Origin of the sequence: Serratia sp. PF-27, assembly GCF_030053255.1 — a bacterium.
GTDB lineage: Bacteria > Pseudomonadota > Gammaproteobacteria > Enterobacterales > Enterobacteriaceae > Serratia > Serratia bockelmannii.
Genome location: NZ_JASGBT010000009.1, coordinates 31,942 through 52,138, shown reverse-complemented (window position 1 = coordinate 52,138; position 20,197 = coordinate 31,942). Strand labels below are relative to the sequence as shown.

Annotated in this window: 17 protein-coding genes; 9 read left to right on the top strand and 8 right to left on the bottom strand. The window is 52.4% G+C overall.

The features are described from left to right. Positions 1-40 precede the first annotated feature (40 nt). Entirely contained in the window at positions 41-898 is an 858-nt protein-coding gene (locus QMZ29_RS04240; RefSeq protein WP_043142553.1) for an AraC family transcriptional regulator, read from the top strand. A 34-nt stretch (positions 899-932) separates the two neighbouring features. Here QMZ29_RS04240 and actS read toward each other — a convergent pair whose 3' ends face one another. Both actS and ycaC read right to left on the bottom strand, forming a co-directional pair. After that, positions 933-1,682: an amidase activator ActS gene (actS, locus tag QMZ29_RS04235; RefSeq protein ID WP_025304102.1), complete on the bottom strand. Its 750-nt coding sequence runs from the start codon at positions 1,680-1,682 to the stop codon at positions 933-935. Positions 1,683-1,870: 188 nt separating this feature from the next. Further along, positions 1,871-2,500 (bottom strand): isochorismate family cysteine hydrolase YcaC, encoded by a 630-nt coding sequence (ycaC, locus tag QMZ29_RS04230; RefSeq protein ID WP_025304103.1) that lies wholly within the window; start codon positions 2,498-2,500, stop codon positions 1,871-1,873. 189 nt (positions 2,501-2,689) lie between these two features. Here ycaC and QMZ29_RS04225 point away from each other — a divergent pair, with 189 nt between their 5' ends. Both QMZ29_RS04225 and QMZ29_RS04220 read left to right on the top strand, forming a co-directional pair. Then, positions 2,690-3,556: a LysR substrate-binding domain-containing protein gene (locus QMZ29_RS04225; protein ID WP_161781787.1), complete on the top strand. Its 867-nt coding sequence runs from the start codon at positions 2,690-2,692 to the stop codon at positions 3,554-3,556. Between the two features lie 127 nt (positions 3,557-3,683). Then, positions 3,684-4,253, top strand: a complete 570-nt coding sequence (locus QMZ29_RS04220; protein WP_149570145.1) for an HdeD family acid-resistance protein — start codon at positions 3,684-3,686, stop codon at positions 4,251-4,253. 58 nt (positions 4,254-4,311) lie between these two features. On the opposite strand, the gene QMZ29_RS04215 is transcribed toward QMZ29_RS04220, so the two are convergent. Next, the gene (locus QMZ29_RS04215) at positions 4,312-5,571 is read right to left on the bottom strand and encodes a glycoside hydrolase family 75 protein (protein WP_261426896.1); all 1,260 of its coding nucleotides are present in this window, start codon (positions 5,569-5,571) and stop codon (positions 4,312-4,314) included. Positions 5,572-5,803: 232 nt separating this feature from the next. Further along, a complete protein-coding gene (locus tag QMZ29_RS04210) occupies positions 5,804-6,370 on the bottom strand; it encodes a hypothetical protein (protein WP_282995041.1) in 567 nt (188 codons plus the stop codon). Positions 6,371-6,977: 607 nt separating this feature from the next. Between QMZ29_RS04210 and QMZ29_RS04205 the strand changes: the two genes are divergently transcribed. The 3 genes from QMZ29_RS04205 (at position 6,978) to QMZ29_RS04195 (ending at position 10,109) form a co-directional block, all read left to right on the top strand. After that, a complete protein-coding gene (locus tag QMZ29_RS04205; protein WP_225735536.1) occupies positions 6,978-7,592 on the top strand; it encodes a 2OG-Fe dioxygenase family protein in 615 nt (204 codons plus the stop codon). Then, the gene (locus QMZ29_RS04200) at positions 7,589-8,821 is read left to right on the top strand and encodes a cysteine desulfurase-like protein (RefSeq protein ID WP_197765201.1); all 1,233 of its coding nucleotides are present in this window, start codon (positions 7,589-7,591) and stop codon (positions 8,819-8,821) included. The genes QMZ29_RS04205 and QMZ29_RS04200 overlap by 4 nt, the downstream gene beginning before the upstream one ends. 295 nt (positions 8,822-9,116) lie before the next feature. Continuing rightward, positions 9,117-10,109 carry a LacI family DNA-binding transcriptional regulator gene (locus tag QMZ29_RS04195; protein ID WP_043142708.1) on the top strand — a complete coding sequence of 331 codons (993 nt, stop codon included), beginning with the start codon at positions 9,117-9,119 and terminating at the stop codon, positions 10,107-10,109. 120 nt (positions 10,110-10,229) lie between these two features. Here the strand turns inward: QMZ29_RS04195 and QMZ29_RS04190 are convergent, their stop codons facing one another. The 4 genes from QMZ29_RS04190 to QMZ29_RS04175 form a co-directional block, all read right to left on the bottom strand. After that, positions 10,230-11,627 carry a c-type cytochrome gene (locus QMZ29_RS04190; RefSeq protein WP_261426891.1) on the bottom strand — a complete coding sequence of 466 codons (1,398 nt, stop codon included), beginning with the start codon at positions 11,625-11,627 and terminating at the stop codon, positions 10,230-10,232. Further along, positions 11,624-13,276: a GMC family oxidoreductase gene (locus tag QMZ29_RS04185; RefSeq protein ID WP_025304112.1), complete on the bottom strand. Its 1,653-nt coding sequence runs from the start codon at positions 13,274-13,276 to the stop codon at positions 11,624-11,626. The genes QMZ29_RS04190 and QMZ29_RS04185 overlap by 4 nt, the downstream gene beginning before the upstream one ends. Continuing rightward, complete coding sequence (locus QMZ29_RS04180; RefSeq protein ID WP_147823263.1) at positions 13,273-13,860, bottom strand: sugar dehydrogenase complex small subunit; 588 nt, start codon at positions 13,858-13,860, stop codon at positions 13,273-13,275. Before QMZ29_RS04180 ends, QMZ29_RS04185 begins: the two co-directional genes overlap by 4 nt. A gap of 377 nt (positions 13,861-14,237) precedes the next feature. Then, positions 14,238-14,708 (bottom strand): NanQ anomerase/TabA/YiaL family protein, encoded by a 471-nt coding sequence (locus tag QMZ29_RS04175; protein ID WP_197836024.1) that lies wholly within the window; start codon positions 14,706-14,708, stop codon positions 14,238-14,240. Between the two features lie 573 nt (positions 14,709-15,281). On the opposite strand from QMZ29_RS04175, the gene QMZ29_RS04170 reads away from it, so the two are divergent. From QMZ29_RS04170 to QMZ29_RS04160, 3 genes are all read left to right on the top strand, one after another. Further along, the gene (locus QMZ29_RS04170) at positions 15,282-16,232 is read left to right on the top strand and encodes a 2-hydroxyacid dehydrogenase (protein ID WP_049208196.1); all 951 of its coding nucleotides are present in this window, start codon (positions 15,282-15,284) and stop codon (positions 16,230-16,232) included. 87 nt (positions 16,233-16,319) lie between these two features. Further along, a complete protein-coding gene (locus QMZ29_RS04165; protein WP_261426883.1) occupies positions 16,320-17,630 on the top strand; it encodes an MFS transporter in 1,311 nt (436 codons plus the stop codon). Between the two features lie 1,131 nt (positions 17,631-18,761). Then, a complete protein-coding gene (locus QMZ29_RS04160) occupies positions 18,762-19,553 on the top strand; it encodes a hypothetical protein (protein WP_282995040.1) in 792 nt (263 codons plus the stop codon). Positions 19,554-20,197 lie beyond the last annotated feature (644 nt).

Here is a 20,197-nt window from a genome sequence, read left to right as displayed (position 1 = left end):
AGCGACTCGGGCAAAGTTCAGGCATGGAGGAGACAATCACATGACCCAGACGTATGCAAAGCGCTTTGCGCAGGTCTTTGACTATATCGACCGCCACCTGGACGAGGCGCTTACCGTCGACACGCTGAGCGAAGTGGCCCATTTTTCGCGCTTTCACTTTCAACGCCAGTTTAGCGCGTATTGCGGCATCTCGGTGTGGCGTTATATCCAGTGGATGAGGCTTAAACGCGCCTCTTACCGCCTGGCGTATAACCCGCTGGAGCCGGTGATTGACATCGCGCTGGACGCCGGTTTTCAAAACCCGGAGTCCTTCAGCCGCGCCTTCAAACAGGCGTTCAGCCAAACGCCGAGCCAGTTTCGCAAACAGCCGGCCTGGATCGATTGGCAGCAGCGCTTTCCCGAGCCGAAACACAAAAGGAAACAACCCATGAAGGTAGACATTGTCGATTTCCCGGCCACGCCAGTGGCGATGATCGAACATAGCGGCCCGCCCGCGCTGGTCAACGAAACCGCCGCACGCTTTATCGAGTGGCGCAAAACCAGCGGCCTGTCGCCGGTCAGAAGCAGCCGCACTTACGGCATTGCACCGCACGATCCGGCCACCACCGACGCGCAAGACTTCCACTTCTTCATTTGCGGCGAGGTCACTGCACCGATCCCGGAGGACAACGCCTCTGGCGTGGTGAACGGCACGCTGCCGGCCGGACGCTGCGCGGTGCTGCGCCATCACGGCTCGCTGGATGGGCTCTCGGAAAGTGCCCACTATCTGTACCGCGAGTGGTTGCCGGCCAGCGGCGAGGAGCTGCGTGACTTTCCGCTCTATTTCCACTACCACAACTTCGTGCACGAGGTGGCGGAATATGAACTGGTGACCGATCTTTATCTGCCACTGAAATAGCTGACATCCGGCCCCGTAAGGAGCCGGATTAATGTTAACAGGACGGCGACGATCCCTGCGGCGGCAGATAGCGCTGTGGATCGAGCGCGGTGGCGCGGTAGCGGATCTGGAAATGCAGGAACACCGAATCGGTGCCGGTGCTGCCCATGGTGCCAATCTTCTGCCCCGCTTTCACATCCTGGCCGTTGCGCACCAGCGTGGTGTCGTTGTGCGCGTAGGCGGTAATAAAGTCTTCGCCGTGCTTAATCATGATCAGGTTGCCGTAGCCGCGCAGTTGGTTGCCGACGTACACCACTTTGCCCTTGGCGGAAGCATAGATCGGCTGGCCGCGTTTACCGGCGATGTCGATGCCCTTGTTGCCGCCATCGGCATTGGAGTACGCCTGCACGATCCGACCGCTGGTTGGCCAGCGCCAGCAACGTGCGGCGCCCGGCGGTGGCGTTTGCTTGGCGATAGCGGAGGAAGACGTTTTACGGCGCGTGGCGGCGGTTTTGGTCGGCGCGCTGCCGCTCAGCCGCAGCTTTTGCCCCACTTCCAGGCTATAAGGCGGGCGTATCTTGTTGATTCTGGCCAGATCGCTGACTTCGCTGTCGGTGATCCAGGCGATGTAGTACAGCGTATCGCCCCGTTTGACGGTGTAAGACTTGCCGGTGTAGCTGCCCTTCGGCAGTTTGTCGTAGTCACGGTTGTAGGTATTTTTACCCGAACACCCGGCCAACAATAGCCCCAATGTCAGACACACCGCGATGCGGCGCCACCTCGCCAGCTTGCTTCCTGTGCTCAAATCCTGTCCCCAATCGTCTTTTCGGTTCTGATACGCGTCAGCCGCACAGTGTAACATTTGCGCCGGGTCAGTCAAAAAGCGGGAAAGAGGCAACTATCGGAAAACAACTGGCACGGAGGCCGCTGCGGCACGATCGGCGGGAGGAAAAATGGCGCCATAAGGCGCCAAATCATGCAGCGATGCCGGGGTTACTGTTTACCTGAGGTCAGCAAACTGAAGCTGGTCATCAGATTGCGATAGTCAGGGATATGTTGAGAGAACAGGTTCCCCAACCCTTCGATATCATTTCGCCAATCGCGGTGCAATTCGCACGCCGCGCCAAACCAACTCATCAGCTGCGCGCCGGCCTGGGACATGCGATCCCAAGCCGCATCGCGCGTAATCGCATTGAACGTGCCGGATGCGTCGGTGATGACGAAAACCTCATACCCCTCTTCCAACGCAGAGAGCGCAGGAAACGCCACGCAAACCTCGGTCACCACGCCGGCGATGATCAGTTGTTTCTTGCCCGTGGCCTTTACCGCCTTGACGAAATCTTCATTATCCCAGGCATTGATATTGCCGGGACGAGCAATATAGGGGGCGTCAGGGAACGTTTGCTTTAGCTCTGGCACCAAAGGGCCGTTCGGTCCGTTTTCAAAACTCGTGGTCAGTATCGTCGGTAAATTGAAGTATTTAGCCAGATCGGCCAGCGCCAAAACATTATTTTTGAATTTATCCGGATCCTGATCTCTAACCAGGGACAGTAGCCCCGTCTGATGATCGACTAATAACACGGCGGCCTGTGCCTTATCTAATCGGTTATATTTAAAAGTCATTCCCTTCTCCTTTATCATCAAAATCATCAAATTCCGATCGCCCCATGCATTCCAAGCATGTAGCATGCTTTCAAACGCTCCGACATCAGGCTAGCAATGAACCAGCCGGGTAAATAGAACGATTATTGGGAATGAGTATCTCACCACTGGGAAGGTCAACTTTATATGATAGATTTCAATGAGATGGTTATGTTTGCCAGAGTAGTTGAATGCGGTGGATTTCTTTCCGCCAGTAAGAAGTTTGGTATACCCAAATCGACGCTATCAAGACGAATATCCAATTTGGAAAAAAGGCTCAATGTCAGACTTATTCAGCGTTCAACGCGAAACCTCATGGTCACCGATATAGGAAAAGAATATTATCAGTACTGCCTGCAGATGATTAGCACCGCAGAGAAAGCGGAATGCCTAATTATTAACAAAAGCGAAAAACCCACTGGAAAAATAAAACTAACCTGCTCAAACATTCTCCTGGATCTTGGCCTAACGGAAGTCCTGGCGAAATTCATGCTGCAATACCCTAAGGTCAGTTTGCATGTGAAAATATTTAATCGCAACGTGGATATTATTTCTGAAGGGTATGACCTCTCATTAAAACTCATCGCCGATGAACCCAAAAACAGCAACTTGGTGATGCGTCGAATTTGCGCTGTGCCCACCGCATTTATGGTCGCCCCCTCTGCAACTATTCAGTACCAAAGTATCAATACGCCCGAAGATCTCTCCAGTTTGCCAACGGTCGGGTGGTTATCGACCCATCTTCAGGCCGCCTGGACGTTTCAACAAGCCGATCGCGAAGTCAAAATAAACAACGAGTCGCGCATGGTGTGCGATGACATTCGCCTGATCAAGGAATCGATCGTAAAAGGCGTCGGTGTTGGCTGCCTGCCGCTGAAATTAGCCCGCCAGGAACTGCTCGACGGCAGCCTGAAAACGCTGCTCGACGACTGGACATTGGAACAACACAAGATTGTCGCGTTTTACCCTTCCAGACAAGGACTCCCCCCTTCGGTAAGGGCGCTGATTGATTTCATCGTTGATGAACTGGCCGAATAACACGCCGCTACCAAGCATAAACGCCACGCCGGATTTACCGCAGTGATTAAAAAGTGACTACTATAATAGAGCGCTCGGAAAAATAGAGTGCCCCCGAGGATCGCAACAAAGAGAATGGAGCTGTAACATGCTAAACCTTGATCGCAATAATCTGCCCCTCCTGAGCGAAGAACTGCTCAAAAAGCAACGCACCACCCTGCTGATCATCGCCTTCCTGCTGCTGGCGGGCGGTATAGTGTGCCTGGTTAATCCTTTCGCCTCCGGCGCGGCGCTGAGCATCGTGGTCGGCGTCCTGCTGCTGTTGAGCGGCGCCGGGCTGATTATCGCCATGATCGCCAACCGAGCGCAGAATACTTGGCCGATGATCGGCGGCATTCTGCTGGGTGTGGCCTACCTGATTATCGGCTATGTGTTCATCACCAGCCCGCTGGCGGGCATTCTGGCGCTGGCAGTGTACCTCGCCGTGCTGTTCGCGCTCGGCGGCATCGCCCGCCTGGCGGCTGGCTATATGCGCCGCGGCTTGCCGGGCAACTGGCTGCAGTTCGTTATCGGCGTGCTCGATTTGATCATCGCCTGGATGCTGATCGGTTCAGGCCCGGCGGCGTCGGTCACGCTGGTGACGGCGATCGTCGGCATCGAGATGCTGGTCAGTTCCTTTGCGCTGTTCCAGGCGGCGAATCTGTTTAGAAAAAGCTAACTCGGTAGCCGCCACTCCCTTGAGCGGCGGCTTTGAATAACACGCCAATAAAAATTCCCTAGGGCATTCTTATTGCGTAACGCCATTCCCCAATCGTTGAACCTATACCATCGAGAGAACGTAGGTGGATACCAAAATATTGATTATCAAAAATAGCCGCATAGCCGACCTGCTCGGCAGAAAACGAGACAAAGCAATAAACATGGTCAAATTCCTTGAGGTGGCCAATCGGCCCAGAGACACAAATATCTCCCGGCGCCAAACTCGCACGGTGGGTTATCTTCTGCCATCCCTGCTCCAGAGCCCATTCAACGAAATAATCAACATTGATAGACTGCATGCTGCCAAGTTGCGGATAAGGTAGGTCACAAAGTTTAAGGCAACTGACCTGGTGTGCAACACAGGCATTACTTGTCGCGGTAGGGCTGTATTCCGGCACAAACCAGTCTTCTACTGCTTCCCTGATTGAACGGTAATCTTCTTTAAACATCCCGACAAACCGTTCAGCATTACTGGGAAATTGATCATTCCACACCATGGCATCAGCCAGTTGCACAACAAACGGTGCATCTATCGTGACCTTTGTTTTGGGCAGTAGTTGCAGTATCAGAGCGAGCTCCTGAGTATCACTATATTCTTTAACATGACTTTCTCCCGATTTCGACGAGATAACTACCGTCGGAGTTCCCTTTCCATTAATACCTAACATAACACCGGAGATATCTTCGATTTTCATCGGCAAACTAAAAGGCAAGTTTTCCTTGAATAACTCTCTACCATATGCCTGGATCGTTTCAAAACTCACCGTTGCCCCCAAGCTTGCAGAACCTGCAATGACCTCATAGGTCACGCCATATCCGATCCCCCTGATTATTTTTTTCTTATTTTTACTCCATGGGTTAACGCCAAGCGCTTCGACTGCGGCAATGGAGGCCTCTCCGATAGAATCTTTTCCACCGACGTCTGCACAGATTGCATAGATATGATTATTTTTATAATTTATTTTAGCCATATCTCCCATATTCACAGCGACCCCGGTGATCTTCTTCCAATTACCTGGAATAACAAAATATGGAATAATACGTGCATTAACATAATCTCCCTCACCTCGCCAACCATTCCCTCTTCTTAAGCTGGTTTCCTTTTGCCCTGTCGGATCGATTTCCTCGGCATCAGGACTGCCATCGGCATCCGTATCCGCATCGGCAATAATTAAAATATGGCCATCATCTTTAATCATAACTACAGGATCTGGCATGACCGGCTCATCTGGGGAAGTCCGGTTATTTTTCCATGGGTGGGAGATGATATTTGACATAATGTTACCCTCGGTGAAAGGATGGCACCAACCGATATATATTACCGACAAGCAAAAAGATATACGTGATACATTATGACGGCTTGTCGGTCATATTAATTCGGCAGAGTTTTATCTTCGATTTAACAGATGCGACCACCAACTCTTTGTCTTCTTTACTGTAAAATTTACTCCCTTGACTCATTGTGACACTCAGCAATCTTTCTTTATTTTGTTGTTCTTTTTTAATGGCTTACGCCAACGCATCAAGATTAGGCGTGATTAATTCAACACCCGCCTGCCTGATCTCCAATTCATAGGCCAAATCCTCCAGATTCTGGTAGAGATAATTTCCAATATCAGTATAGTATGCCTTGTTAGCATTAATAATTAACGCAATATCCTGATCTAAAAGGTTAACGGCTTCATACATGCAATTAGCCGATGCCGCAGCCGTCTTGTAATTATAGATTTGCGTTGCATAATTATAATGACCGGGAAAGATATTAGCGCCAGCTGCAATACCGCCACTGTACATCGCAGTGGTCACTGAACCACTTGCGGCCGAAATCACAGCAACGAGAGTACCAAAAAAACCCACTTCATTATATCCATAAGTTTGCTGATAAAGACTTATGTATTTTTCTCGCCATAAATTCCGATAAACCAAAGCGATTTTTTTAATGTTATCAATCTTAGGTTTTTTTTCTGCCTCGACCGGCCACGGTGCGGGCCGAGGTGTTTCTACCGGGATCGGATAAGGACTAGTACAGCCAGAAAGCATCCACGCTAATGATAATGAAGCTAATAGATTATTCATATTCTAAGCTCACAACACAGACACTTATTTATAAAAATAGCTCAGTACTTTTTTTCCTCCACTTTTCTAGTTATAGACTTTTAGTTTGAAATTTAAATCTAAGAAATCAACGATCGTCTGATATTTTGTTCTTCACAATGGTTTACCTATGCATAAAAATCTTGGATAGAATATCTTTGACCACCGCTCCTTTTCACTAAAGTTAAAACATTCAATATAATAAAGCAGACCTCTGCCCTGACGGAAAATCGCCAATAGATATGATAGTATTGTGCACAGCATTCGATAATATGTCCTCTTATCCCTACCCCCTCATCTGACAGGTAGTGTTCTATCATGCCTCCACTCCTTAGCCAGGTGTAAACCAGGCTTGATTGGGATGCTCTTGTAAAAATGACGTTTGCCTCTCATTACCACCGAAAAACGCGTTGATGCAACCGCCCCTCTCTACTGTTCACCCCACTTTACGACCGCCGTCACACCGCGCCACCGCCAAATTGCGTTGGTTATAGAGTCGTCTACAATTCAATCGAATTACCCCCTACAACATCAGAAATTATTATTATTAGAGGTGATTATGTTACAGAAACACGAAAACGTAATAAGTATGACTGTACTAAGCCCGCAAGCCACCCAACAGCTGATGCCATCGTTCTCCTCCTTGCCCCACACGCAACACGCCGACGGAAAATATCGCCTGCGCCGTTACTCGGTCGTCAAATACCTCAACCCCAACGTCGCCGAAGTGGGGCCGCGCACTTTCATGCAGTCGGATCAGATCAACCACTTTCAGGGCAACGTGGTGCGCCGCTTCGAACCTATCGACAGCGCCGTGTTGCAGAGCGCCGGCATGGCAGAAATGTGCAACCTGTTTGCAGAAAGCAACGAACTGCCGGAAGGCGCCGAGATAGAGATCCACCAGATGCGCGTGGTCGCCATCGAGAAAGACACCCAGGTGGCGCCGGAAGGCATTCACCAGGACGGTTTCGACCACATCGCGATGATCGCCATTCACCGGCACAACATCGTCGGCGGTGAAATCATGCTGTATGACGACAGTCACCACGATCCCTTCTTTAAAAAAGCGCTGGCGGACGGCGAAGCCGTGCTGCTGGCGGACAGCAAACTGTGGCACAACGCCACGCCGATCAACGCCGTGAGCCCAACAGAAGAAGGCCATTTGGACCTCTTCGTCCTCACCGCGCGGGGAGAGAAAGCATGACCTTTACTCCCGAGCTCGCCCGCCGCCAGTTCAGCGCCCTGTCCCAGCTAATCGACGGCAAACCGGCGATCTTTTTCGACGGCCCCGGCGGTGCGCAGGTTTCACGGGGCGTGCTGGAAAAAATGACAGATTACCTGGGGGCATACAACGCCAACCTGGGCGGCCACTACTTCTCCAGCCGAGTCACCGGCGAGGTGATGGGCCAGGCGCGGGAATCGGTGCGCGCCTTGTTAAATGCCCCGTCGGCCGACACCATCGTCTTCGGCATGAACATGACCACGCTGACTTTTCATCTCAGCCGCATCATCAGCCGCGACTGGCAGGCCGGCGATGAGGTCATCGTCACCGCGCTGGATCACTACGCCAACGTCTCCAGCTGGCAGCAGGCCGCTGCCGACATAGGGGCCGTGGTGCATCAGATACCGCTCGAGAGCGCCGACTGCGCATTGGATGCCGCGAAAGTGTGTGAGCGCATCAATGCCAACACCCGCCTGGTGGCGGTCAGCTACGCCTCCAACGTCACCGGCAGCATTGTCGATATCAAAACCATCGTCGAAGCCGCGCATCAGGTCGGTGCGCAGGTGTATGTCGACGCCGTTCATTACGCCCCGCATAACCTGATCGACGTACAGGCGCTGGGCTGTGATTTCCTGGTGTGCTCCGCCTACAAGTTCTTTGGCCCGCACATCGGCATGGCCTACATCGCGCCGCAGTGGCTGCAGCGCCTGCGTCCGTACAAAGTCGAGCCGGCCACCGACGTCGGCCCCGGCCGTTTCGAGACCGGTACTCAGAGCTTCGAAGCGCTGGCCGGCGTCGCGGCCGCTATCGAGTATCTGGCGCAGTGGGGCTCGCCCGGCGCGCCGTTAAGGCAGCGTTTGCAGGAGAGCTTCGCCGCCTACCACCAGCATGAAGAGGCGCTGTGCCGCCACTTCCTGCAACGGCTGCAGCAGCTCGACGGGGTGCGGCTTTATGGCAATCCCCAGGCGGACAGCGCGCGCCGCACACCGACCTTCGCCCTGACCTTCAGCGGCCATACGCCTGACGCAATCGCCCGCCGCCTCGGGCAGCACAACATCTGCGCCGGCAGCGGGCATTTCTATGCGTTGGGCTTGGTGCAACAGCTGGGGTTGCAGGACGGCGGCGTGCTGCGCATCGGCATGATGCACTACAACACTCAAGGCGAGATCGATACGCTGTTCAACGTGATCGCCGAAGATATTCTCAGTTAACCCGGCCACATCGCCCGCTCACCTTATTGAGCGGGTTGAGCGGACGAAAAGGAATCAAACTGCCCGCCTTTTCTTCCATGAGAGTCCACGGCACGCTGATGCGTGCCTTTCTTTCACTCCGTTACGAAATGCGGGGATAATGAACATACTCATGCTGGAACGGCAAAAGAAGCCGGGATCGGCGCATCGTGCGGTTGTCACCGGATACGCCGGAGGTAGCGCATTGCACGCATTCTCTTTTGACTCAGCAGTGGGCATAATGACAAACACGGTCTGGGTCAGATGAGTATGAATGGTGAAGTCGCAGCGAATTACGTTAAATGACATTGCTGTACTGGCGGGTGTAACCAAAATGACGGTCAGTCGCTATCTGCGCACGCCGGACAGGGTTAAACCGGAAACAGCTGCGCGCATTGCCGCCGTTATCGAGGAAGTCGGCTATCAGGCCGATCCCGACAATCCCGCCCTCTATTCCAATAGCCCTCCCCTCATCGGCGTTCTGGTTCCTTCTTTTAACAATCTGATATTTGCTGATGTCCTCGCCGGCATTGAATCCGTGACGTCTATACAGGGTTATCAGACGCTGGTCGTCAATTATGACTACAACAGCAAACGCGAAGAGGAGCAAATTGCCGCGATCCTGGCTTTTAAGATAAAAGGGCTGCTGCTGACCGAGTCGGTCCATAGTCTGCGGGCGGAAAAATTCCTGAAGACGGCAAAAATACCCGTTGCTGAAATCATGGGGCTGTCAGGCAATACAGATCGAATTAACGTGGGTTTTGATAATGTGAAAGCTGGCTACGATATGACCACCATGCTGCTGGCCAGCGGTAAAAAACGCATTATCTATTTTGGTTCAATGTCTGATATCCGCGATGAACAGCGTTATACGGGATACTGTCAGGCAATGGCTAACCATGATTTACCTACCGGTCGTATCTCCCCCAATAAGATCTCTTCCATTTCGATTGGAACAGGCATGATGACGCTTGCGAGCCAGATGTATCCGGATATGGATGGGATTCTCTGTACCAACGACGATCTGGCCGTGGGCGTGTTACAGGAATGTCTGGCAAACGGTATCAGCGTTCCAGCGCAAATTGCCATTGCCGGATTTCACGGTCTTGAGATCGGGCAGATCATTACCCCTCGGTTAGCCAGCGTATTGACGCCACGGTATGAGATGGGGAAAGTGGCGACAGAAATCATAATAAAAAAAATTAAAGGGCTGCCGACCATTGAACGTGTCGATCTCCACTTCCGCCTGTCGATGGGGGAGACAATATAACTTGCCCCTGCCAGTGACTTTATCACTGGCCATCATTGCCCGCTTCGCCAGAAGAGCATCACTCGTTATCCCGGCCAGAGATTCGGCCAGATGGCGCCACCCACCTGACCGAACGTCTCCTTAACGGGCCTTGCGGCGCCGGAGCCAGAATAGGACCAGCAGAATAATGACGACCGCCGCGACGGCCATGCCAGGCAGAATCATCGGCTGCGCGCGCGCCAACAGCGGTTTCGGGCCCCCGGCGCGGACTTCACTCACGTCCGCCTCAGTCACGCTCAGCGTGCTGTTGCCGTATTTCTGCAGCACGAAGTTAGCGATGTCGGCAACCTGCTTATCCGTCAGCTCTCCGACATAGGAACCGGCGCCAAAGCTCGGCATCAGTACGTGCTTACCGTCAACCCGGCGATCAACCCCCTGCAAAATGACGGCAATCAGGTTTGACGGATTGCTCGCGGCCGTGGTGGAGTTGTTGAATAGCGAAGGGTAGGCCTGGTTCAAACTGCCGCTGCCATCCGGCTGATGGCAACTGGCGCAGTAGCCGCTGTAGAGCGCCTCGCCGCTATTGAGCGTGTGGTTGGCGTTGGGCGAATTGATGCCGCGGAGATGGTGCTCAACGTTGTAATGCGCTTGACTAAAGCTATTGCCCTGGCGCTCATCGCCCTGTGACGGCACGGTCTTCAGGTAAGTCGCTATCGCCTGCAGCTGCCGGTCGGTCAGGTATTGGAAGCTGTGCTCAACGGCTTCAGCCATTGGCCCCGCCGCTTGCGCGCGCCCTTCCGCCCGACCGGTTTTCAGGTAGGCCACTAACTCCTGCTCGCTCCAGCCACCGATCCCTTCTTGGCGATCTGCGGTGATATTCGGCGCGTACCAAGAGCCCAACGATGCCCCCATCAGGAAGCGCGAATTGTCTTCCGCCATCAGCACATTACGCGGCGTATGACAGGTTCCACAGTGAGCCGGGCCCTGCACCAGCGCGGCCCCTTCGTTCCACGCCTCACCTTTCGTCAGATCCGGGGTGAAGCGCCGATTGTCCAAATAAAGCCTGTTCCACACCGCCATGGAGAGGCGGATGTTGAACGGAAACGGCAGATCGGTTTGGTGCTTGGCCGGCTCATCGACCGGGGCAACGCCATACATGAAATAGGTATACAGAGCGTGGATCTCGTCATCACTCAGACGGGTGTAGGCGGTGTAGGGCATGGCCGGATAGAGATACGCCCCATCTTTCCGGATCCCGGCGCGCAGCACGTCGGCAAACGCCGCTTCGGAATAGCCGCCGATACCGTATTTTACCGATGGAGTAATATTGGTGGCGTAGATAGTGCCCATGGGGGAAGCGATGCCGTACCCCCCGGCAAAAGGTTTACCCTGCTGCTGCGTATTCGTATGGCAGGCCATGCAGTCCGAGGCGATAGCCAGCGCTTGCCCTTTAGCGATCAGATCGCCGTCCTGGGCATGCGCCGCAAAACCGCTTCCCAGCAGCAGCGTCGCTGCCAGCGCGTGGGGGATTTTATTCATTTGCTCTCCAGGGCTCGAAGTACGTCATTGGCCGCCTTGAGTCCAAGCGCCGCCATCGTCAACGTGGTGTTGACAACGCTGGCTGAAACCATGGCGCCTCCACCCGGGATCCAAAGGTTGTCGTGATCGTGAGCACGGCAATTACCGTTCACCACCGAGTTCGTGGGGTCGCTGCCCATGATCGTGCCGCCCATAATGTGGTTGTTGGCATTCAGCTTGTCGTTAATCACAAACTCTTGCGCATCGAACAAGTCGCCAATCTGCCGTAGCTGGGTTTTGACCACTTCCAGCCCTTTGCGCACGTAATCGCCGACGTCGTAGTGGATGTCCGGGCAGGCCAGGCCATGCTTGTCTTTGCGAGTGGGGCTCAGGGTCAGACGGTTGTTCGGGTCCGGCAGCGGTTCCAGGCTGATGGAAAGATCCACCGAGCGGCTGGCGCGATCGCGCACTTCATCCTGCAGCGCCTTGCCGACCTTGCCCGTTTTCAGGACTTCAAGGGCGGAGGGGATCACCCGGTTGATGTTGTTGATGATGATCTTGTTGGCGGAGTGGTCGCTGCGGAACGCGCCGTCACGATACCCCACCATGCAGCTGCTCTGCGCCGGGCCGCGGCCAACCCACAGGGCCTCTCGCGCCAGGAAGGAACAGTGCAGGCCCGAGTGATCCATCATGTTGCGTCCCACCTGATCCGAGCTGTTCGCGATGCCGTTCGGGTTCTTTTCGTTGGCCGCCAGCAACAGCAAGCGCGGGTTCTCAATCCCATTGCAGGCCAGAACGAACGTTTTACCGATCGCCCGATGGGAGTTGTGCGCCGTGTCATACCAGTGAACGGCGGTGACGCGGTTATTGTCGTCGGTGTCAATTTTGTACACCACCGCTTCAGGGATCACCTTCGCCCCCTTGTGTTCGGCCCGTTCAACGTGGTGAATACCGTTGTACATCGCCCCGATCGGGCAAATCGGCTGGCAATTGTTATTGCCGCAGCAGGTGGGCCGTCCATTCCAGGGCCGGGTGCTGCGGCCTTGCGGAATGGGCACCGATTTAAAACCGTGAGGATTAACAATCTCAGCAATGCGTCTGTCGCCGTAGGCCCAGGGCACCATGTCCATCGGGTAAGGCCCGCTGCGTTCCGCAGGGGACTGCCACTCCGGATTATTCGGGCCGGCAACGCCTATTTCCTCTTCGGCTTTCGCGTACCACGGTTCGATATCTTCGTAAGAAATAGGCCAGTCTCTCCCCACGCCATAGAGAGATTTCATGCGAAAATCATTGGGATGGTTGCGCCAGCAAGAAGCGGCCCAGTGCCAGGTGGTTCCCCCCACCACACGCAAATAGCCCTGTTTAAAGCCAGAGCCATTGGGGCCGGTCAGTTTGATATAGTCGTTCTCCGGGAAATAGAGCGGCGCGGTGGCGTACTCCGATTGCGGGTAAAGCCCCTGAAAATCCGACCCCGCACGATTGTGCAGTGGCATATTGCGCCAGTTTTCCACAGCCTGTGCGCGCTCAATGCGCGGGCCTGCCTCAAGTACCAGCACCGAGTAGCCCTGGCTCACCAAAGCATCCGCCATCAGACCGCCCACAATACCGGAACCGACAATGACGACATCGGCCTCTGCATCGCCGGAAGCATTAATTATTGGGCTTTTCACACGCGGTCCCCATATTTTTTATCGGCTACGGCAGGCAAATCTGTTGCGGGAATGGAAGGTTGGCGAGTAACGCCCGGCGGCAAGCCGGTCCACCACAGCGGACCAAAATTGCACCAGGTCGGCACGATCAGGGCATCCTGAACCGTGCGATACATCAGTGCCTCTTTATAGGTAATCAACTGACCCTGCTCGGCGCTTGAAGGATCTACGGTTCCGGTATACCACGCGGTCACGATGGCCTGAATAAGCTCCCTCTGCCCCTGTTCAATCGCATGTCGGTTCAAGGTTTCCGCATCGGTAGCTTGCTGGCTCAGGGTGAACAGGGCGTTGAGTTGCGAGTTCAACTGCGGAAAATGTTCGCGCAGTGCGGAAAAAAAGCGGGCGGAGAGGGTGACGTCCAAATCGTCAAACTCGGTAATTTTTCTCGAAATTTGCAAAAATTGCGCGTATTCAACGGGCGAGGCGGCAATTTGTGCCCGTTCGGCATAGGTTATATTTGAATAAGGCAACAGGCTGGCGGCGACGATGACGCCCACCATTTTTCCCAGCGCCTCCCTGCGGGTAAGCACGATTTGCAACGACATTGTTAGCTCCGAAATAATTTATTTTTATATAGTTTTTTTTAATATCTATCAGAACGCAGGCAAACCAAAATAAAAAATTGTGCCAATGGGGAGGAACCGCATTAAAAGATCAAGGCGTTATGAGATTGGCTACATCGACTACAGAGGTAAACTCACGGCCTTTAAGGATGTAATGTGAACCTGAAGAAAATATCCCTGTAAATAATACGGCGTAATCTCTGCCGTAAATTTATTCAACCCAACTCAATCTTTAAAAATTAGGGGCTATGGCTTTGACGGGAAAGGCGTATTCTTCGGAATCGCTGCAGACAGCGGATGAGCGAGGCTTTCCGCCGGGCAGCCTGAAGTCGCGATACCAGCCGCCGCTGAACGTCTTGCTACGTCAGCAGGGCGCAGTCGATTTTCGCCACAATTTTACGCAGAGCTGCCGGTGCCGTGCAGGTACTCATCGGGCGGTGCAACTCACCCGGGAAGATAACAGCCAGTTCACCGGGTTGCAGGTGGATGAGAGTCTCACCGGGGATCGCCGGGCTAAACCCAAGATCGTGCGCCTCGTTAAACGGCTCACTCAGGGGCAGAGGTAGCCCCAGAACCCCGGCGCCAATCACTTCTTTCCCTTCCAGGACAAGATGGATATCCAGATACTGGCGATGAAACTCTGGCTTCTGGTCGGCCAATAGTTTGGTTTCCCCTTCAACGACGTTAAAGAACATCTGTTTACCCTGCACCTGATAGTGCCCGACAGGTAAATTGTACGGCTCATTTTCAATAATACTGGCCAGCATTTTACGGATGGCCGCCGGATAGAACCTATTATTTACGGCAGTGGTTAAAGCATCAATAACCATAATATTTTCTCTGGTCAATATCGGCTCGGTATTTCACCGACAAAAACAATGGTTGGATAGTGTTATGGCAACACGCAATCTCGGCGTAATTACGGCAGAATCACTATTAGATCGTTCTACGGGCGCCACTATGAATAAACAACAAAGCAAACCGCTTTGTTTCTAATATTTACAACCTATCACCACTGTGAGTAAACTCCACCTGAAAGGCCATTCGGCATGGTGAAATAAGTCATGGCCTATCTCACGGTTTTTAGCCGTTTAAAACTGTGACAAAAGTCACTTAATTAAGTGTTACGAAACAGCGTTACTTATCCTGTGATCCACGGCAGAAAATCACTGGCTATTCACCCTTTTCACCAGAATCGACCGATTTCACACTCTCCGCCTACGGGCATAACGGGCTATCGCCCCCGATAATAATCGACAGAAGCCACGAAATTGCACACGAGATCACGCCAGCAGTAACATGCTTTTTTAACACTCTTTGGCGTGATGTAGATCGCAATAATAAGCGGTAAAAAAACGTCTGATACAGAATATCCCCTATTGTTTTCAGACAGGATCGCAACGATGCACACTGACACTCAACCTACCATTTTACTTATCGCGCCGGTGATGGATGCTTTACAGGCCGCGTTGGACGCCAGTTACCGGGTATTCCGTCTCTATGAACAATCAGATATTCCAGCCTTCCTGGCTCGCCATGGCGCAGACGTTCAGGCGGTGGTCACCCGTGGCGACGTGGGGGTAACCCGGGAGACGCTGGAGCAGCTGCCGCAGGCGGGCATGATTGCTGTTTTTGGCGTGGGAACCGACGCTATCGACCTCAACTACACCCGGGAACGCCATATCAGCGTCGGGATCACCGCCGGCGTGCTGACCGATGATGTGGCCGATCTGGCGATGGGGCTCTTGCTGTCCGCCAGCCGCCGCCTCTGCCAAGGAGACCGTTTTGTACGCGAAGGCCGCTGGGAAACGACGCCGCCACCGCTGGCGACCAAAGTGAGCGGTAAGCGCATCGGTATTTTTGGCATGGGGAATATTGGCCAAGCCATCGCCCGCCGGGCGAAAGGCTTCGATATGACCATCCTGTATACTGACCGCCGGCGCAAAGACGACCTGGATTACCCGTGGTGCGCCGATCTGCACACGCTCGCAGCGCAGAGTGATTTCCTGGTGATCGCGGCATCTGGCAGTGCGGAAAACCGCGGGATTATTGATGCCAGCGTATTTAACGCCATGCCCGATCGTGCCTGGCTTATCAATATCGCCCGCGGCAGCCTGGTCGATGAGGCGGCGCTGATAAAGGCGTTACAAAATCATGTTATCGCCGGGGCCGCTCTGGATGTGTTTGAAAACGAGCCCCATGTCCCGACAGCGTTCTTTGCGCTCGAGAATGTTTTGCTTCAGCCCCACGTGGCCAGCGCTACCGTAGAAACCCGCCAGGGAATGAGCCAATCCGTTTTGGATAATCTCGCAGGTTATTTTTCCCATCAGGATATTCCTGGCTTAATTCAATAAAAATGATCGCCTGAATGGCGCACCATCATTTTTATTCAGCCTAACAAAATATCCGCTTATCGTGGCGGATATCATCGAGGCATTACTATGACCGATAAAATACCAGGAACTCGCTGGCTGCGGGTTATCGCGCCGATCCTTGTCACCTGCATTATTTCATTTATGGATCGCGTTAATATCAGCTTTGCTCTGCCGGGCGGCATGGAACAGGATTTAGGTATTACCAGCCAAATGGCTGGCGTGGCCAGTGGGATATTTTTTATTGGTTATTTATTTCTGCAAATCCCTGGCGGACGACTTGCGGTTTACGGTAGCGGGAAACGTTTTATCGCCTGGTCGCTCGTGGCCTGGGCGATTGTCTCTATCGCCACCGGCTTTGTCACCCATCAGTATCAGCTGCTCGTGCTGCGTTTTATTCTCGGGATCTCCGAAGGAGGAATGTTGCCCGTCGTGCTGACCATGGTCAGCAATTGGTTCCCGGAAAAAGAACTGGGCCGGGCCAATGCCTTTGTCATGATGTTTGCCCCACTAGGGGGGATGCTGACCGCCCCAGTTTCCGGCGCGATTATTGCCACTCTCGACTGGCGCTGGCTGTTCATTATCGAAGGCTTGTTGTCGGTCGTGGTGCTGGCCATTTGGTGGCTGGTGATCAGTGACCGCCCGGAAGAGGCGCGTTGGCTGCCGGCGAAGGAACGCGACTATTTATTAACCGAGCTGGCCCGGGAGAGCAAAGCGCGAGAAGGGATGGTGCCGGCGGCAAAAGCACCGTTAAAAGCGGTGTTTCGCAACAAGGGATTAATGCGCCTGGTCGTGCTGAATTTCTTTTACCAGACCGGAGACTATGGATATACGTTGTGGCTGCCCACCATCTTGAAAAACCTGACCGGTGGCAGCATGGCCAATGTTGGGGTATTGGCGATCCTGCCGTTTGTTGCCACTCTGGCGGGGATTTATGTGATTTCGATGTTCAGCGATCGCAGCGGTAAACGCCGTTTGTGGGTCAGGATCTCCCTGTACTGTTTTGCGGCGGCGCTGATAGCCTCGGTGATCCTGCATGAGCACGTGGTGGCCGCCTATATCGCGTTGGTGGTGTGCGGCTTCTTCCTTAAAGCGGCGACCAGCCCCTTCTGGTCAATTCCCGGACGCATTGCGACGGCAGAAGTGGCGGGCAGCGCACGCGGGGTGATCAACGGGCTGGGCAACCTCGGTGGGTTCTGCGGCCCCTATCTGGTAGGCGTCATGATTTATGTGTACGGACAGAACGTCGCGGTTTGCGCGCTGGCGGCATCGCTGCTGCTGGCGGGAAGTATCACCTTCCTGCTGCCGAAAGAATGCGATCGCTCCTGCGAAGAAACGGACAATCTCCCCCCCTCCGGGGCCAAACAGAAGTGGAGTTAAGCGGCAATAACGCGGTGTGGGCAGCGACGGTGGCTCACACCCGCATCAGGACTGGATGGCGCGTTGTGTTATCGCGGTAAGATGCCAGACCAGCGGCTTGCTCGTCTCACACGTCAACCCACACCAAACGGTGATGCAATCGTTGAGAATCAGCTTTTCTGAAAACGGTTATAGCTCAATGGGGTGATGCTTAGTGAGTTTTTGGAGGGTGAAGGGAGTAGAACCCAGAACCACAAACCCAGTAAAACTGGGTAATTCTGACTTTAAAAAAACCAAACTACACACATTTCTATACACATTAGTTTTTGCTTGGGCCTCTGTTCTCACGTCTTCCCTGTCTCAATGGCCAAAGTGAGAGCGCTCTGAACTGCTGACGCCAGACAGAACGAAATATATTAGGTAAAACTTGCCCTGGCTTCTGGCTGCCTACTCAAGTACCCAAGACTGCACAACGCTTGACCAAAGTTATCAACCCACTTTATAACTCTACAATACTTTAATCATCGATACAGATAGCTAACAATATGAATTATAAGTCTGTTATATATACCCTATTAATAAGCCTACCGGCGATGGCATCAGAACCATCCCTTATCGTATGTGAACCGCAAAATGCAAATGATCAAACCGCTACAGGTATTTGGCCTGCACCATATTTGTCACAAAATCAACTATGTTTCGACATTCGAGTAGATTCCGGTAATGCATGCGTCAGTAACATGCAGACCACGGCTTGGTTTACTGAGGCAGTGATCGTTGACATAGACGGTGAATCACGGGGCCGGGATGATACGTGGTTCAGAGTCGTACACCCGACCATCACCGACAAGAGCATTGAGTACAAAATAGAAGGCTCAAGGGATAAGAAAAATTGGGGGTTAGTGTCAAACGTGTCAATTAATCGACTTTCAGGACAAGCTGTAGATTGGCTTATTGGCGAACATGGCGGAACTGCTTACAAATGCCATCTGGAAGGGCGAAAGATCTGAATTGGCATAATGTGTATATATACAGAAAATATGTCAGCTCGGTTGGTTCACGAGTCTCCAGGCAACACCGTACTTGGGTTTAGCTGAACCAATACACATGAAAAATGTAGGTTCTGTCAATGTTAGTTCAAAGGGATAATATATGTTTAAAGAAATAAAAACGATTCCATGGGGACCGATTCGTTCTACTTTGACCGATAAATTCAGTTTTGGTGACATAAAGCAGATCGTCGGATATGGAGATTTGGATATGTCTTCCCTAGCTAACCTTGAACAAAAGCCGCAGAATGGCGCCTCAAAGTCTCAACTTCTGAGCGCAATTGATAAGCAGGTTGCTTTGATGGATGAGAAACGTCGCAACGTATTCGTTTCCATCTGTTGCGAAGAAATGATGCGCCGCAAGCCCGAAACCATCGCCGAAATAGATCGAGTGCTTTCTCGTATAGGCTGGAAATTCTCCGGCACATATCTCATCCCAATTGAAATTTTCGATATCGCAGAGCTGGCAGAAATCCCCGAATCGGCTCATGTGGATATCCAAAAAGCAGCCAGTAGACTACGAGATGGTGATTTAAGTGGCGCGCTATCGGCAGCCTGTGGCGCCCTGGATGCAGTTACTAATGATATTTACAAAAGATATGGTCTAGGTGATGTAGGGAAAGCATCGTTTCAAGAGCGAATCAAGAGATCGATCGATGCTCTGCAGGTGAAAGATCGTCTTATACGTGAACTAGCCGAGATCGGATGGACAGAGTCTGACTATAAACCCCTATCCGCAAACATCGATGGCTCATTAAACCAAGCCGCGTTTGTTATGCAAAAACTACGATCCGACATGGGTGATGTACATGGCACGAAACCGGTTATCAGTGCGTTGATTTATGACTCCATAAAGTGGTCAACCTTGCTACTAAGAATCTTGGCAATCAGTTAGAAATTTCGTTACTGCTTCTCAACGTATACTGGCTAACCCAACGTCGCGGCATAATAGTTAATCTTATATTTGCGACAACAATCTAGTATTAGTCTTTCAGTACACTAGGGATGCGAATTTATTCGCATCCACAGATGAGTGCGCATCATATTTCTTTGTTCACCTACATGATACTCCTTATCAATTTAACGCAATCATTTCCAAAATCATATTACCGTAATCTTACCGCCGTGCATTTTTGCGCTCTGCCAAAAACCTTGCTGTAATCTTGCACTACTCATTGGGTAAGTATTTTAGAAATGGCGTTTTAGTTCGTACAGGTCTGCGTACATTAGTGCAAACTTGGTATGACCTTAGGGTGATCGTAGAGTGGTTTTGTTGTGTCCAATCAGCTGAAGTGCGAGTTTTTAGACTCCATAAAAAAGACGAGTTAACCCTCCGTCTCCCCTCATTTCTGCTCACTAACGACCAAAATGAGAGGTCGAGATCAACCCTTCTCATTTTGCGGGCGTAAATAACACAATTAACTATATAAATCAACATGTTATTGATGACACCAAAACAAAAAAGTCGTTAGCCAGTATCATGATACATGTGGGCACTTATACCCAGTGCATAAGGAAATTAGCACCCCATAATTTATG